The 15,470-nt window shown below is 67.1% G+C and carries 17 protein-coding genes; 11 read left to right on the forward strand and 6 right to left on the reverse strand.

Translation table 11 applies throughout. The annotated features are described in order from the left end of the window. The first annotated feature begins 134 nt into the window (after positions 1-134). A complete protein-coding gene (gene pcaB / locus CXY91_RS27090; protein WP_100964977.1) occupies positions 135-1,505 on the forward strand; it encodes a 3-carboxy-cis,cis-muconate cycloisomerase in 1,371 nt (456 codons plus the stop codon). 15 nt (positions 1,506-1,520) lie between these two features. Here the strand turns inward: pcaB and CXY91_RS27095 are convergent, their stop codons facing one another. After that, positions 1,521-2,036: a flavin reductase gene (locus CXY91_RS27095; RefSeq protein ID WP_100964979.1), complete on the reverse strand. Its 516-nt coding sequence runs from the start codon at positions 2,034-2,036 to the stop codon at positions 1,521-1,523. A gap of 129 nt (positions 2,037-2,165) precedes the next feature. Beyond that, complete coding sequence (locus CXY91_RS27100) at positions 2,166-2,852, reverse strand: GntR family transcriptional regulator (protein ID WP_158673603.1); 687 nt, start codon at positions 2,850-2,852, stop codon at positions 2,166-2,168. Between the two features lie 118 nt (positions 2,853-2,970). Between CXY91_RS27100 and CXY91_RS27105 the strand changes: the two genes are divergently transcribed. The 4 genes from CXY91_RS27105 (at position 2,971) to CXY91_RS27120 (ending at position 5,997) form a co-directional block, all read left to right on the forward strand. Continuing rightward, positions 2,971-3,297 (forward strand): cupin domain-containing protein, encoded by a 327-nt coding sequence (locus tag CXY91_RS27105; protein ID WP_100964983.1) that lies wholly within the window; start codon positions 2,971-2,973, stop codon positions 3,295-3,297. Continuing rightward, entirely contained in the window at positions 3,294-4,526 is a 1,233-nt protein-coding gene (locus CXY91_RS27110) for an FAD-binding oxidoreductase (protein WP_100964985.1), read from the forward strand. Before CXY91_RS27105 ends, CXY91_RS27110 begins: the two co-directional genes overlap by 4 nt. Before the next feature lie 65 nt (positions 4,527-4,591). Further along, positions 4,592-5,002 carry a DUF3574 domain-containing protein gene (locus tag CXY91_RS27115; protein WP_100964987.1) on the forward strand — a complete coding sequence of 137 codons (411 nt, stop codon included), beginning with the start codon at positions 4,592-4,594 and terminating at the stop codon, positions 5,000-5,002. Between the two features lie 122 nt (positions 5,003-5,124). After that, complete coding sequence (locus CXY91_RS27120; protein WP_100964989.1) at positions 5,125-5,997, forward strand: bile acid:sodium symporter family protein; 873 nt, start codon at positions 5,125-5,127, stop codon at positions 5,995-5,997. Positions 5,998-6,000: 3 nt separating this feature from the next. Here the strand turns inward: CXY91_RS27120 and CXY91_RS27125 are convergent, their stop codons facing one another. Together CXY91_RS27125 and CXY91_RS27135 are read right to left on the reverse strand one after the other, a co-directional pair. Beyond that, complete coding sequence (locus CXY91_RS27125) at positions 6,001-7,248, reverse strand: NAD(P)/FAD-dependent oxidoreductase (protein ID WP_100964991.1); 1,248 nt, start codon at positions 7,246-7,248, stop codon at positions 6,001-6,003. Positions 7,249-7,654: 406 nt separating this feature from the next. Next, positions 7,655-8,707, reverse strand: a complete 1,053-nt coding sequence (locus tag CXY91_RS27135) for an ornithine cyclodeaminase (RefSeq protein ID WP_100964993.1) — start codon at positions 8,705-8,707, stop codon at positions 7,655-7,657. 139 nt (positions 8,708-8,846) lie between these two features. Between CXY91_RS27135 and CXY91_RS27140 the strand changes: the two genes are divergently transcribed. From CXY91_RS27140 to rpe, 4 genes are all read left to right on the forward strand, one after another. Next, a complete protein-coding gene (locus CXY91_RS27140; RefSeq protein ID WP_100964995.1) occupies positions 8,847-9,290 on the forward strand; it encodes an Lrp/AsnC family transcriptional regulator in 444 nt (147 codons plus the stop codon). A gap of 105 nt (positions 9,291-9,395) precedes the next feature. Continuing rightward, the gene (locus tag CXY91_RS27145; protein ID WP_158673604.1) at positions 9,396-10,394 is read left to right on the forward strand and encodes a hypothetical protein; all 999 of its coding nucleotides are present in this window, start codon (positions 9,396-9,398) and stop codon (positions 10,392-10,394) included. A 47-nt stretch (positions 10,395-10,441) separates the two neighbouring features. After that, a complete protein-coding gene (locus tag CXY91_RS27150) occupies positions 10,442-11,119 on the forward strand; it encodes a glutathione S-transferase family protein (RefSeq protein WP_248307658.1) in 678 nt (225 codons plus the stop codon). Positions 11,120-11,171: 52 nt separating this feature from the next. Further along, a complete protein-coding gene (gene rpe, locus CXY91_RS27155) occupies positions 11,172-11,852 on the forward strand; it encodes a ribulose-phosphate 3-epimerase (protein ID WP_100964999.1) in 681 nt (226 codons plus the stop codon). A gap of 4 nt (positions 11,853-11,856) precedes the next feature. On the opposite strand, the gene CXY91_RS27160 is transcribed toward rpe, so the two are convergent. Continuing rightward, a complete protein-coding gene (locus CXY91_RS27160; protein ID WP_100965001.1) occupies positions 11,857-12,207 on the reverse strand; it encodes a DUF1428 domain-containing protein in 351 nt (116 codons plus the stop codon). A gap of 181 nt (positions 12,208-12,388) precedes the next feature. On the opposite strand from CXY91_RS27160, the gene purB reads away from it, so the two are divergent. Together purB and CXY91_RS27170 are read left to right on the forward strand one after the other, a co-directional pair. Next, the gene (gene purB / locus CXY91_RS27165; RefSeq protein ID WP_100965003.1) at positions 12,389-13,696 is read left to right on the forward strand and encodes an adenylosuccinate lyase; all 1,308 of its coding nucleotides are present in this window, start codon (positions 12,389-12,391) and stop codon (positions 13,694-13,696) included. 43 nt (positions 13,697-13,739) lie between these two features. Continuing rightward, complete coding sequence (locus CXY91_RS27170) at positions 13,740-14,300, forward strand: RBBP9/YdeN family alpha/beta hydrolase (RefSeq protein ID WP_100965005.1); 561 nt, start codon at positions 13,740-13,742, stop codon at positions 14,298-14,300. 51 nt (positions 14,301-14,351) lie between these two features. On the opposite strand, the gene CXY91_RS27175 is transcribed toward CXY91_RS27170, so the two are convergent. Continuing rightward, on the reverse strand, positions 14,352-15,446 hold the full coding sequence (locus CXY91_RS27175; protein WP_100965007.1) for a GGDEF domain-containing protein: 1,095 nt from the start codon (positions 15,444-15,446) through the stop codon (positions 14,352-14,354). Positions 15,447-15,470 lie beyond the last annotated feature (24 nt).

The following is a 15,470-nucleotide window of genomic DNA, read 5'->3' on the forward strand; positions in this document are numbered from 1 at the left end:
GCAGGTTGCAGCCGGCCCCGCCTCGGGTCTATCCAAGTTCCCTTAATCCATGGCCGGAAATGACCGGCGCGCACAAGAGGACGAAGCTGGGATGTGGGTTGCAATGACCGCTCCGCACCAGGGCGCGCGCCGACATGGCTGAGGCCGGCCTCTATGGCGAGCTCTTCGCCGACCGCGAGATGGCAGCCGTCCTCGACGATCGCGCCGCGCTGCAGGGCATGCTCGATTTCGAGGCTGCCCTCGCCCGGGCCGAAGCGGAGGTCGGGGTCATTCCGCCCGCCGCAGCCGAGGCGATCGCTCCGCAGTGCAAGGCCGAACTCTACGACATCGCCGCGATCGGCAAGGCCGCCACGCTCGCCGGCAATCCGGCGATCCCGCTGGTCAAGGCACTGACGGCCCGCGTCGCCGCTGCCGATGCCGACGCGGCGAAATGGGTGCATTACGGCGCGACCAGCCAGGACGTGATCGATTCCGGCCAGGCCCAGCAGTACCGGGCCGCGCAGGAGCTGATCCTCGCCCGCTCGGCCCGCCTCGCCCATGCTCTTGCCGCCCTCGCTCGCGATCATCGCCGCACGCCGATGATCGGCCGCACCTTCCTCCAGCATGCGGTCCCGATCTCCTTCGGGCTCAAGGCGGCCAACTGGCTGGACCCGATCGTCTCCTTCCATGACGACTTCATGATCTGGGGGGAGTCGGCGCATCAGCTCGGCGGCGCCGCCGGCAGCCTCGCCTCGCTCGGCGACAAGGCCGATGCGGTCTCGGAAGCCTTCGCCCGCATCATGCCCTCGATCGGCGCCGTGCGCGTGCCCTGGCACACCCAGCGCCGGCGCCCGGCCCGGATCGCGACCGAGCTCGGCCTGCTGCTGGGCCATCTCGGCAAGATGGCCGGGGACATCGCCCTGATGGCGCAGACCGAGATCGGCGAGCTGGCCGAGCCGGAGGCTCCGGGCAAAGGCGGCTCCTCCGCCATGCCGCACAAGCGCAATCCGGTCCTGTGCACGCTGATCCTGACCGCGGCCAAGCGCGCGCCAGGATTGGTCGCGACCATGCTCGCGGCGATGCCGCAGGAGCATGAGCGTGCCATGGGCGGCTGGCATGCCGAATGGCCGACCTTGCGCGAGCTCTTTCTGGTCGCGGGCGCAGCGCTGAACCATGCGGTCGCCCTGGTCGAGGGGCTGCAGGTCTTCCCGGAGCAGATGCAGTACAATCTCGACCTCACCAACGGCCTCGTCATGGCCGAACGCGTCTCGCTCGCATTGGCGCAGACGATCGGCCGCGGCGAGGCCCATCATCTGCTGGAGGAGGCCAGCCGCGATTGCATCGCCAGCGGCCGCCATCTCAGGGATGTGCTGGCCGAGCATCCGACATTGGCAGGCAGGCTCACCGGCGAGGAACTCGACGACCTGTTCGACCCGACCACCTATCGCGGCGCGACCGATGCGATCATCGACCGCATCCTCGTGCTCTACGAGGAAGAACGGGAATACATGGGCGGCAATGGCTGAGCCGAGAGGCCTGTCTCAGAAGCCGCCGAAACGGCGATGGCGGTAGACCAGGCCTGGGCCGGAGCCGCCGCCGCCGAGCGCGACCACCTGTCCGATCAGGATGCGGTGGGTGGTGACGCGGTGAACCGCCGCCACCCGGCAATCGAAGCTGGCGAGCGCGCTCGCGAGCACGGGCGCCCCGGTCGAAAGCTCGCCCCATTCGCCCATAGCGAAGCGCTCTTCACCTGTCAGGCCGCGCCGGCCCGAGAACACCGTGGCGAGCTCATGATCGGCCGCCGCCAGCGTGTTGACGCAGAAGATGCCGCTCTCCTCGATCGCCGCCAGCGTCCGGCTGGCGGCCTCGATGCAGACCAGAACGGTCGGAGGCGCAACCGAAACCGAGCTGAACGCAGTCGCCGTCAGCCCCTGGCGGCCGGCAGCGCCGAGGGTCGTCACGATATGAGTAGCGCTCGGGACCTGCGCCATCGCCTCGCGGAAGGCCTGCGCATCGGGGAGCGCGGCGCGTAAGGCGGCATCGACCATGCTGTTCATCGCCCAACTCTGCGCGAGGTTACCGCCTTTTATCTAAGCGCGCAGGTGTAAAAGGCCAGTTGCATCAATTGTCGACATTCCCGGCGATTCTGCAGGAGGGTTAAGATATATCACGTTGGCGGAACGCGCTCACTCGCGCCTCAGGGCGGCGAGCAGCCCGGCACGCAGATGTCCCATCAACGCATCGCTCGCCTCGGTGGCCGCCTCCGCCTCACCTGCAACCACCGCCTGGGCAAGGATCACATGATGCTGCGCGGCCGGCACCAGATCGATCTGCCGGTCGAAGAAATACCAGGCTCGGCGGATCAGCGCCTGCAGCGGCTCGACGGCCCGGCTGGCATAAGGGCTGCGTGCCGCCGCCGCGACCAGCGTATCGAGCTCCTTGTCGAGGCGCATATAGGCGTTGACATCGTCGGCCTGCGCCGCCTCGCGCATCGCCCGGGCCTTGGCCAGGATGGCACTGCGCTCGGACGGGCCGGCGCGCCTGGCCGCCTCGGCCGCGATCAGGCGCTCCAGCACTTCGCGGGCATCGAGCGCGGCCATCACGTCGATCGCGTCGATGGCGGTGACGGCGACGCCCTTGCGCGGCAAAATCTCGACCAGCCCCTGCTGCGCCAGCCGGATCAACGCCTCGCGGACCGGCGTGCGGCCGACGCCGACGAGATCGATCATCTGCGCCTCGGTCAGCACTGCGCCCGGCCGCAGCGACAGCGTCACGATCGCTTCCTCGAGGCGGCGATAGGCCAGGTCGGACAGGCTGGCGGAGGCGCGGCCGCCGACGGAATCCTCGCCGGAAACGCGGGCATCCTCAGTCATGGGCAGCCCCCGTGATGCTTGACGCGTCGGACAGCATTGATATATCAGAACTTTCACCAGAACCGCAAGGCGGGCAAGCCGGCCGATCGACGGTAAATAATCCGCGCATGGAGGCGACATGGCGTTCACCTGCACGATCCCCGCCGTCGCCACGCTTCAGCAGGACGACGACACCGTGCGGATCACCCGCTGGGACTTCGAACCCGGCGCGGTCACTGGCTGGCACAGCCATGGCTGGCCCTATTTCGTGATCATGCTGGTCGCCGGGACCTTGCGCATCCATGACGGCACCAAGGAAACAGACGTGCCGCTGGCACAGGGCCAGGCGTATATGCGCCAGGCCGGCATCCAGCACGACGTGATGAACGGCTCGCCCCACCCGATCGCCTTCGTCGAGATCGAGGTGAAGCAGCCGGCCGCCCTCAAGCTGCTGCCCACCACATGAAGATCGCGATCATCGGCGCCGGTATCGTCGGCACGGCGACCGCCCACGCCTTGCTCGACGAGGGCCACGAGGTCCTTATCCTCGACAAGGAGGGGCCGGCCTTCGGTCCCTCGCGCGGCAATGCCGGCATCATCGCGCATACCGACGTGCTGCCGATCGCCAGCCCGAACATGCTGCGCAAGGTGCCGGGCTTCCTGCTCGATCCTCTCGGGCCGCTGGCGATCCGCCTCGGCTATCTCCCGCAATTGCTGCCCTGGCTGGCGCGCTTCCTGCTCGCGGCCCGCCCGGCCGCCTATGAGCGCTCGATCGCCGGCATGATCGCGATCCAGCAATTGGCGCTGCCGGCCTGGCTGGCGCGTGCCGAAAAGGCCGGCATCAGCAACCATATCCATCGCCGCGGCGCGCTCTACACCTACAGCAATCCGGGCGACACCGCCGGCCTCGAAGCGCTCGCCCGGCGCCAGCGCGCCGCCGGCATCGCCGTCGACATGCTGCCCCCGCAGGAGCTGCGCCAGCTCGAGCCGGCGCTCAGGGATCGCTTCGCTGGCGCCGCCTTCCATCCCGATTGCGCCCATATCAGCGACCCGCTCGCCCTCACCATGGCCCTGTTCGAGACGGCGCTCGCGCGCGGCGCCAGCTTCGAGAAGGCGGAGGTCACCAACATCTCGCTGGGCGAGCGCCCTGCCTTGGTCGGTCCCGATGGCTGGCAGCGCGTCGTCGATCGCGTCGTGGTCGCGGCCGGCGCCTGGTCGAAGCCGTTGGCGGCGGCGATGGGCGATACCATCCCCCTCGACACCGAGCGCGGCTACAATGTCAGCTTCCCGGGCGTGACCGGCCTGACCAGCCGCCCGATCGGCTTCAAGGATGACGGCTTCGTCATGACCCCGCTCGAAAGCGGCTTGCGCATCGGCGGTGCGGTCGAGTTCGGCGGTCTCAAGGCGCCGCCCAACCATGCCCGCACAAGGGCGCTCTACGACAAGGCAACGAGGCTGGTGGACGGACTGCCGGCTTTCGACAGCGGCAGGGTCTGGATGGGCTTCCGCCCCTCGCTGCCGGATTCCTTGCCGGTGATCGGCAAGGCAAGCCGCAACCCCAATGTCGTCTACGCCTTCGGCCATGGCCATTACGGCATGACCCAATCGACCGCGACGGCCGATCTGGTCGCCACGCTGATCGCCGGCCGTTCGCCGGCGATCGACGTCGGCCATTTCAGCCCACAGCGCTTCTGAGGCGGCAATGCCCGGCGCATAGCTCGGCTGACCGAATCGATCTCTCAGCCGACAGGGGCAAGGCCATGATCCGACTCAGCTTTGCGCTTCTGATTGCAAGCACCCTCGCCGGCTGCGCCGGCCTTGCGCCGCAGTCCTGCCTGTCCGGCCAACAGGCAATGCTCTCAGCCGAGCTGCTCTTCGGCCGCAAGATCGGCGACCGTATCGGCATCAGCGAAGCGGCCTTCCGCCGCTTCGTCGATGAAGAGCTGACGCCGCGCTTCCCTGACGGACTGACCATTCTCGACGCCAGCGGGCAATATCGTGACCGCGAGCGTGGCCGATTGATGCGCGAGCCCAGCAAGCTCGTCCAGATCGCGATCTCGGATGAACCTGCGAATCGTGACAAGCTCGCCGCCATCGCCGAAGCCTACAAGCACCGCTTCCACCAGCAATCGGTCGGAGTGATTCTCAAGCCGGTCTGCGCGTCTTTCTGAGCATCATCGAAAGAATCGGAAACCTTGCTACGAAAAGATCCAACCCAGTCAGTGGCGTAGGATCCATTCCTCAACTAGCCTGACACAACGGCATAGAAAAGGCCGACTAGGGGAAGCGCGCAATGCAGGGTTCGATCGTGACCGATCTGCTGTTGCCGCTCGCCATTGGCATCGTCATGCTCGGACTGGGCTTGAGCCTGACGATCGGGGACTTCCGCCGCGTTGCACGCTATCCGCTGGCGGTCGGCTTCGGTCTCTTCCTTCAGGTCCTGCTGCTGCCCCTCGCCGCCTTCGCGATCGCGATCGGCCTCAAGCTGTCGCCCGATCATGCCGTCGGGCTGATGCTGCTCGCGGCCGCGCCGGGCGGCGCGACGGCCAGTATCTACAGCCACCTCGCCCGCGGCGACGTCGCTCTCAACATCACGCTGACGGCGGTCAACAGCCTGCTCTGCCTGCTGACGCTGCCGATCGTGCTCGATCTCTCGCTGAGCTATTTCCTCGGCAACGGCCAGTACGTGCCGCCGCCGCATCGCAAGGTGATCGAGGTCGGCGCAATCATCCTGATCCCGGTCGCGCTCGGCATGCTGCTGCGGGCGCGCGCCGAACGCGTCGCCATTCGCGCCGAGAAACCTATCAAGATCTTCTCGATCCTGGTCCTCGCCATCCTGATCGCCGGTGCGATCTATATCGAGCGCAAGGCACTGCTGCCGAGCCTGATCGCAGTCGGCGGCGCCTGCCTCGCCTTCAACTTGGTCAGCATGCTCACCGGCTACCTCGCCCCGCTGGCGCTGCGCCTGCCCAAGGGCCAGGCGGTGGCCATCGCCATGGAGATCGGCATCCACAATGCCGCGCTGGCGATCTTCATCGCCCTCAACGTGCTGCGCAATCCGGCTGCAGCCGTGGTGCCCGGCATCTACAGCCTGATCATGTACGTGACCGCCTCGGCCTTCGCCGTCTGGCTGGTGCGGCGGAATGCGGCGCTGCGCCCCGCCTGAGATTCAGCCGAACCGCGCCGGTGCGAACGGCGTGGGATCGACGAAGACCTTCTGGCCGCTCACCATCTCGGCGACCATGCGGCCGGTCACCGCCGCCAGCGTCAGCCCATGATGGGCGTGGCCGAAGGAGAACCACAGGTTCCTGTGCTTCGGCGCCGGACCGATGATCGGCATCATGTCCGGCGTGCACGGCCGATTGCCGAGCCAGGGCTCGGCGTCGAGCCGCTCGCCCAGCGGGAACAGGGTCTTGGCGATCGGCTCGGCCCGGGCGAGTTGCACCGGCGTCTTCGGCGCGCCGCGATTGGCGAATTCGGCGCCGGTGGTGAGGCGCACGCCCTGGCGCATCGGCGCCAGGAAATAGCCGCGCTCGGTGTCGAGCACCGGATGATTCAGCACGGCGTTGCCGAGCGGCTTGTAATGCATGTGATAGCCGCGCTTGACCGCCAGCGGCAGGCGGTAGCCAAGCCGGTTCGTCAGCACGTCGGCCCAGGGGCCGAGCGCCACGATCGCGTCCATGCCGAGCGCCTTGGTGCCATCGGCCAGTGTCACGCTCCAGCGATCGCCGTCCTGCGCGAGCGTGCCGGCATCGCCCTGGGCGAAGCGCCCGCCGAGCTTTTGGAACAGCGCCAGATAGGCCTTGGACAGGCCAAGAGGGTCGATCACCGTCACCGGATCGGTCCAATGCAGGCCGCCGATCAGGCTCTGGTCGAGATGCGGCTCCTCGGCCCGCAAGGCCGCAACGTCGAGCGCGCGATGGTTCAAGCCGTAATCGCGCTTCCAGCGTTCGGCCTCGGCGAGCCGTTCATCCTGCTGCGCTTGCGTGCGGAAGACCTTCATCCAGCCCTTGCGGCGCAGAAGATCGGTCGCGCCGGCTTCCTGCGCCAGCGCGTCGTGCTCGGCGACACAATGCTCGATCAGGGTCGCGTATTTATGGGCGATCGCCTCGTGCTGCGAGGCGCGCGAATGCATCCAGTACGACCACAGGAAGGGGGCGAGCTTGGGGATCGCGTTCCAATGGTAGTGCGCATCGATGGTGTTGTTCATCGCATAGCGGATGAGCGCGCCGAAATCATGCGGGAAGCCGTAGGGGTAGACGCCTTCGCGCTGGATCAGGCCGGCATTGCCGTAGCTGGTCTCACCGCCGGGCTGGCCGCGATCGACCAGCAGCACCGAGCGGCCTGCCTTTTGCAGATGCAGCGCCACCGAAATCCCGACGATGCCCGCCCCAACAACGATCGCGTCCGTACGCATCGGCCCTGTCTCCGCCAGCCTTCCCCGCCAGCAAGAATAGCGCCAGCCGCAGCGCTGTCAGCCATTTCGTTGAATGTTGCGGATAAACCGGCAAAATTTCGCAGCTTCTGCCGCACCGATTGCAGTGCAGCGACCCGAGCTGGAATCCAAGCTGATCCTGCGCAATTTTCTGCACAGGCCTGCACTCGTCATTCCGCTGACGGGAAAGAACGCGGAATCAGATGCACTCCCGCGATCGTACAGCGGGTCGAACCACCGGCCCGCTCGATCGTCGGGAGCGCGAGCGGCAGCGGCCGCGCACTCTCGCCGATGATGCGAATTGTTCGGACGTCAAAGCGGAAAAGGCCATCGTCGACAAGGCGAGGACGCGCCCGTTCCGGCCCTGGAGCTCGATCGCATTGGCAGGTCAGTCGGCGGCGCGCTGCAGCATGCCGAAGAGATCGCGCGGCTCGTCCGGATCGGCGATCATGTCGAGGTTCTGGTAGAGGTCCGTGCCGGCGATGCGCTCGCGCAGATAGCGCAGCGCCGAGAAGTCCTCGATCGCGAAGCCGACGCTGTCGAACAGCGTGATCTGCGTGGGATCGCGCCGGCCCGGCGCCTGCCCGGTGACGACGCGCCAGAGCTCGGTGATCGGATAATCCTTCTCCATCTGCTGGATCTCGCCCTCGATCCAGGTTTGTGGCGGGTATTCGACGAAGGTGTCGGCGCGCAGCAGGATGTCGCGGTGGAGCTCCGTCTTGCCGGGGCAGTCGCCGCCGATGGCGTTGAGGTGGACGCCGCGCCCGACCATGTTGTCGGTCAGGATCGTCGCGAACTGCTTGTCGGCGGTGCAGGTGGTGATGATCTCAGCCCCCTCGACGGCTGCTTGCGCGGTGCCGCAGGCGGTGACCGACAGCCCGCTCCCCTGCAGGTTGCGCCGCGTCTTCTCGGTGGCGGCGGGATCGATGTCGTAGAGCCTGACCGCCTCGATGCCGATGACCGCCTTCATCGCCAGCGCCTGGAACTCGGCTTGCGCGCCATTGCCGATCATCGCCATGGTGCGGGCGCCCTTCGGCGCCAGGTACCGGGCCGCCATGGCGGAGGTGGCGGCGGTGCGCAGCGCGGTCAACAGCGTCATCTCGGTGAGCAGGACTGGATAGCCGCTGGCGACCTCGGCCAGCAGGCCGAAGGCAGTGACCGTCTGCAGGCCGGAGGCGACGTTCTTGGGATGACCGTTGACGTATTTGCAGCCGTAGATCGTGCCGTCCGAGGTCGGCATCAGCTCGATCACGCCGTCGCGCGAATGGCTGGCGATGCGCGGTGTCTTGTCGAAGCTCTCCCAGCGCCGGAAATCCTCCTCGATGCGGTCAGTGAGCTCGCGCAGCATTGTCTCGATGCCGCCCCGATGGACGAGGCGCATCATGTTGTCGACGCTGACGAACGGCACCATCGCCTTCGCGGAGGGAGGTAATGCGGTCATCGGCAGTGCCAGGTCCCGTGCTGTTGAGAGGCGATTCTACAGCTGGCGGCATGTTGGCCGAAAGATCAGAACTGTGTTATTTTCGACAATCTATTGAACAGATTGCTTACCTGAATTGCTCTTTCGGTCAGGAGCCTCGATGGTCGCAGAGATTGCCAAATATGTCCCCGACACGCTCGATCGCGCGTTGATCACGCATCTGCGGGCCGATGGCCGGGCCTCGCTCTCCAAGCTTGCGATCGTGCTGGGGGTCGCCCGCGGCACCGTCCAGAACCGGCTGGAACGGCTGCTCGAGACGGGAACGCTGCTCGGCTTCACCGCCCGCGTCCGCGACGACTACGATGAGAATGCCGTGCACGCGGTGATGATGGTAGAGGTCGTCGGCAAGTCGACGACGCAGGTCATCCGCAAGCTGCGCGGGCTGCCGGAGGTCCATACGCTGCACACCACCAACGGCAATTGGGACCTGGTCGCCAATATCCGCGCCGGCAGCCTCGCCGAGTTCGACCGCGTCCTGCGCGAGGTGCGGATGATCGACGGCGTCGCGAACAGCGAAACCAGCCTGTTGCTGAGCAGCGTCTAGAGCAATTCCGAGCGAAGTGGACGCCGGTTTGTGGCCACGGTCGCGCACTGACGACGTACCGCCCTGCGCCGCCCCCAGATGACGCCGCCCTTCGGATCGGCCAGTGTGGCGCCCCGTTTCGCTTTTCCGGTCTCGATGCTCGCCGCCCTCGCCTCCGCCCTCGCTCTGCTCGGCCGCTACGGCACGCAGGGCTTCGCGCTCTCGATCTTCCTTGGCCTCGCTCTGCCGCAATTCTCCGCGGCGGCGCGCCCGCTCTTGCCGATCACGATCTTCTGCTTCACCACCGTCGTGTTCATGCGCGCCGACCTGCGCGTCATCGGCGGTTTGGTGCGCCGGCCGGCGAAGCTGGTCGTGACCTGCCTCTGGCTGCTGTTCGTCCCCGCGCTGCTGATCGCCGCAGCCCTCGCTGTGCTCGGGCGCGAGGCGCTCGACCCCGGCCTTCTGCTCGGCATCGCCATCATGGGCGCGGCGCCGCCGATCATGTCGTCGCCTGCGGTCGCCATCCTCTACGGCTTCGAGCCTTCGCTGATCATCGCAGGGGTGATCGTCACCACCATCGTGAGCCCGATCATTGCGCCGTTCCTGGTGGACTGGCTGGCGGGGGCCGCCGTCCCGCTCGACCGGCTGGCGCTGGCCCTGCGGCTCGTCATGTTCATCGGCGGCGGCATGGCCGTCGCCTTCGCGATAAGGCGTTGGCTCGGGGCCGAGCGCATCCGGGAGCTCAAGCCCAATCTCGATGGCTTCGGCGTGCTGATGTATTTCGTCTTCGCCATCGCGGCGATGGACGGAGTGACCAAAGCGGCAATGGACCGGCCGGGGCAGGTCGCGCTGTTCCTAGCCGTCGCCTTCCTGGTCTCCGCGGTCGGCCTCGCCAGCGCCTGGCTCGCCTTGCGCCGCTTCCCCATCTCCGAGCGCTTCATGATCGGCTACGGCACCGGGCAGCGGAACATGGGCCTGCTGGTTGCGGCGCTCGGCGCCGGCGTGCCGCCGACCACCTATCTGTATTTCGCGCTGGCCCAGTTCCCGATCTATCTGCTGCCCTGGCTGCTGCGCGGTGTCGCAGCGCGGATCAGACGCAGGGAAGCCCCTGCTGACGTGGGCTGACTGCAAGCTTTGTCAGAGTTCCGGCAAGCAAAACCGGAGTTCCTGTTATGATCACGCTCTATTCGGGGCCGCTCAGCCTGTTCTCGCGCAAGGTCGAGATCGCGCTGCGCGAGAAAGGTCTCGCTTTCGAGCGCATCATGGTGCCGTTCAACCAGACGACCGGCTACGACCCCAAGCATCCCGAAGTCGTCGCTCTCAACCCCAAGCGGCAGGTCCCGGTGCTGAACGATGACGGAATCGTGCTCTACGATTCCACGATAATCCTCGAATATCTCGAAGACGCCTATCCTGAGCCGCCGCTCTTGCCGGTCTGCCCCGGCGCCCGCGCCCGCTGCCGGCTCGACGAGCTCTATGCCGACGAGATCATGCTGCAGGCGCTGAAGCCGCTGATGCACCGCACCAGCCCGCCGAGCAGCGACCAGACCAAGCGCCTCGCTCAGGAAGCCGATGCGCTGATCGCCGAGCACGCGCTCGAAAAGCACTATGCCGAGCTCGAAGACCGGCTCGCAGGCCGTGAGTTCTTCGGCGATGCTGTCTCGGTCGCGGATATCGCCCTGTTCATGAGCGTGCTGTTCTCGCTTCGGCTCGGCGGCCCCTCGCTCGCGCCGTTCGACGGCCTGTCACGCTGGTTTGAGCGGCTGAAGCTGCGTCCCGCCTTCACCCAGGCCGCCGTCGAGATCGCCGAGGCCGACCGACGCCTGTCGTTTCCGCTGAAGCGGGCCTGACGGCAGCCTTTCGCGATTGCGAGAGCAGCAGCGCGGCGCTAGACCACTCCGCATGAGCACGATCCGCATCGCCCCATCCATCCTCTCCGCCGATTTCGCCAAGCTCGGCGAAGAGGTCCGCGCCATCGACGAGGCCGGCGCCGACTGGATCCATTGCGACGTGATGGACGGGCATTTCGTGCCCAACATCACCTTCGGCCCCGACGTGCTGAAGGCGATCCGGCCGCATACCAAGAAGTTCTTCGACGTCCACCTGATGATCGCGCCGGTCGATCCCTACATCGAGGCCTTCGCCAAGGCCGGCGCCGACCTGATCTCCTTCCATGTCGAGGCCGGCGCGCATCCGCACCGGACGCTGCAGGCGATCAAGGCGCAGGGCAAGCAGGCCGGCATCGTGCTCAACCCAGGCACGCCGGCGAGCGCGGCCGAGCCGCTGATCGGCGATGTCGACCTGATCCTGCTGATGACGGTCAACCCAGGCTTCGGCGGCCAGAGCTTCATCCATTCGGTGGTCGAGAAGATCGCGCAGGTGCGCGCCTTGATCGGCGAGCGGCCGATCGCGCTCGAGATCGACGGCGGCGTCACGCCGGAGACGGCGCCGCTCTGTATCAAGGCCGGCGCCGATACGCTGGTCGCCGGCTCGGCGGTGTTCAAGGGCGGCCCCTCGGCCTATGCCGGCAACATCGCCGCCATCCGCACGGCGGCGGAGGCGGCGCGCGGCGACTGGGTCTGACGCTCTAAAGATCGATCGCGGCGAAGCCGCCATAGATCATCCGGGCACCGTCGAAGGGCATCGGGTTGGCGCCCGGCGCCATGCGCGGATCTTCCATCATCTTCTGCCAAGCGGCGTCGCGCGCCTCCTTGCTCGGCCACTCGACCCAGGCGAAGACCACGACCTCGTCATCCTTGGCCGCGACGGCGCGATAGAAGTCCGTCTGCTTGCCGTGCTGGACATCGTCGCCCCAGTTCTCGGCGACCCGCGTAGCGCCGAATTCCTTGAAGATCGGCGCCATCTTGCGGGCGTGCTCGGCATAAGCGTCGCGATTGGCGGCAGGCACGGCCGCAACGAAACCATCGACATAGGACATCGGTCTTTTCCTCCTTGGGTCTGTCGACGCTCCGGAAACGAGGAGCATCCCGCCCAGCCGGCGCGGACGCTAGGCAGGACGGGGGTCCGAAGCTGTCAGCAGCGGCCCTCCGGCATTCCGTCGGCGGCCCGTCCGTGCTAGCGAGCCGGCGAGCCTTTCATCGTCACGTCGCGAGCCCGCCATGATCCCCCGTTATTCCCGCCCCGAGATGGTCGCGATCTGGGAGCCGCAGACGCGCTTCCGCATCTGGTTCGAGATCGAGGCGCACGCCACCGACAAGCTCGCCGAGCTCGGCGTCGTGCCGAAGGAGGCGGCGGCGACGATCTGGGCCAAGGCCAGGGACGCCACCTTCGACGTCGCCCGCATCGACGAGATCGAGCGCGTCACCAAGCATGACGTCATCGCCTTCCTGACCCATCTCGCCGAGATCGTCGGCCCCGAGGCGCGCTTCGTCCACCAGGGCATGACCTCCTCGGATGTGCTCGACACCACGCTCTCGGTGCAGTTGGCGCGCGCCACCGACATCCTGATCGCCGATGTCGACGCCCTGCTCGCCGCCATCAGGCGCCGCGCCTTCGAGCACAAGCTGACCCCGACCATCGGCCGCTCGCACGGCATCCATGCCGAGCCGGTGACCTTCGGCCTGAAGCTCGCCCAGGCCTATGCCGAGTTCGACCGCTGCCGCGCCCGGCTGGTCGCCGCCCGCGCCGAGATCGCGACCTGCGCCATCTCCGGCGCCGTCGGCACCTTCGCCAATATCGATCCGCAGGTTGAGGAATATGTTGCCGAGAAGATGGGCCTGACGCCCGAGCCGGTCTCGACCCAGGTCATCCCGCGCGACCGCCACGCCATGTTCTTCGCCACGCTCGGCGTCGTGGCCTCCAGCGTCGAGCGCCTCGCCACCGAGATCCGCCATCTCCAGCGCACCGAGGTCTACGAGGCGGAGGAGTATTTCTCGCCGGGCCAGAAGGGCTCCTCGGCGATGCCGCACAAGCGCAACCCCGTCCTGACCGAGAACCTGACCGGCCTCGCCCGGCTGGTGCGCGGCATGGTGACGCCTGCGCTGGAGAACGTCGCGCTCTGGCACGAGCGCGACATCTCGCATTCCAGCGTCGAACGCATGATCGGCCCCGATGCGACTGTGACGCTCGATTTCGCGCTGGCCCGCCTCACCGGCGTCGTCGACAAGCTGCTGATCTATCCGCAGAACATGAGGAAGAACCTCGACAAGCTCGGCGGCCTGCACAATTCGCAGCGCGTCCTGCTCGCTCTGACTCAGGCCGGCGCCAGCCGCGAGGACAGCTACTCCATGGTCCAGCGCAATGCGATGCGCACCTGGGAGCATGGCGAGGATTTCCTCACAAACCTCAAGGCCGACAAGGACGTCACCGCCAAGCTCTCGGTGGCGCAACTGGAGGCGATGTTCGACGAGGGCTATCACTTCAAGCACGTCGACACGATCTTCCGCCGGGTGTTCGGGGAAGCCTGAGGCGCCTGCTGGATTTCACGGAACCGAGCGCTATCTAGCGGCTATGAAAACCTCCGACACCGACATCCTGATCGTCCCCGGCTGGTCGGGCTCCGGCCCCGACCATTGGCAGAGCCGTTGGGAAGCCAAGCTGCCCACCGCCCGCCGCGTCGAGCAGGAGGACTGGTACAAGCCGACCCGCGACGGCTGGGCAAACCGTATCGTCGCCGCCGTGCGCGCCGCGACGAAGCCGGTCGTCATCGTCGCCCATTCGGCCGGCTGCAGCGCCGTCGCGCATGCGGCCGAGCATCTGAAACCGCATGAGGTCGCCGGCGCCTTCCTGGTCGCCCCGGCCTCCGAGCGCGCCAAGCGCGCCATCCCCGGCATGGCCGACGATTTCAGCGCGATCCCGCAAAAGCCCCTGCCCTTCCGCTCGGTGCTGATCGCCAGCGCGACCGACCCCTATTGCACGCCGGACGAGGCCAGGGCGTTGGCCGAAGCCTGGGGCTCGGAGTTCGTGGATGCCGGCGACAGCGGCCATATCAACACCGAATCCGGCCATGGTCCCTGGCCGGACGGGCTGCTGCGCTTCGCCGGCTTCATGAAGAACCTGACGGCGGTCTGATCGACGCAGGCCTGTGCTGGCCGTCAAAGGAGCGAGGCTCGCTCCTCAGGTTCAGGCGGCTCTGGCAAAGACCGCCTGGCCCTTGCCCGCCGCCTTGGCAGAATACAGCGCGCGGTCTGCCGCCTCCTTGACCTGCTGTCCATCGACGGCGTGCCCGATCTCCACGACCTCGAAGCCGATCGAGATCCCGACGATCGCCGGCGCGCCGAGCACGGCGTAGGGTAGCCCGACCAGCGCCACCGCCCGATCGGCAATCGCTTTCACCGCAGCCGTGTCGGCGGTCGGCAGGATCGCGGCAAATTCGTCCCCGCCGAGGCGTGCCAGCATGTCGCCAGTCCTCAGCATGCCGGAGAGCCGTGCCGCGACCTGGTGCAGAAGTTCGTCGCCGGCGGCGTGGCCCAGGCGATCGTTCACCGCCTTGAAGCCATCGAGATCGAGCAGCAGCAAAGCGAAGCCCCCGGTGGCTGAAGCCTCGGCGAGCGCCTCGTCGAAAGCGCGCCTGTTGGCGAGGCCGGTCAGGGGATCTCGTCTTGCCGCAGCCTCGAGTTCCCGTTCTGCGATGAGAAGCGCCTCGACCTGGCCGACGATATGGCGCGACGACTCGAAGATCGAAAACAGGTAGAGCGCGAACAATGCGGCAATGCCGATCCGGACCGGATCGGCAGACAAAAGGAGCATCACGATCAATACGGTCAACGCGATGGTCGAAAGCGTTGCGCAGAGCCAATAGCGCAAGGTCCGCGCGCAGGAGCCGGCCGTCAGCGCCATGGTCAGGCCGACCGCGAGGATTTCACCATTGGTCCAGCCGGCAGCGAAGACCCTGACGGTCAGAAGGGCAATGCCGACCGTGAACGCGAGGGCCGGAAGCGAATAGGCACGCTCCCAGCGCCGCGCCTGCTCCAGCGTCATCGGTTTCGGCGCCCAGCGCCGATAGGCCAGAATGCCGGCGATACGTGCGACGCTCGTCGCGATCGCGACGCCCAGGATCGCCCACGTCCAGGCATCGCCGGTTTCCCAGGCGATGAAGATCGTCCCGGCGACGAAACAGGTGGTTACGAAGCCGATCTGGGGCAGAGCGTTGAACAGACGAGAAATGATCTCGGCTTCGACCGCTGCCGGCAGGGGATGACTCTGCTTGTTGAACATCGCGCTCCCACGTCTCGAGGGCTC

Source organism: Allobosea sp. FBZP-16 (genome assembly GCF_002831785.1).
GTDB classification, from domain to species: domain Bacteria; phylum Pseudomonadota; class Alphaproteobacteria; order Rhizobiales; family Beijerinckiaceae; genus Allobosea; species Allobosea lupini.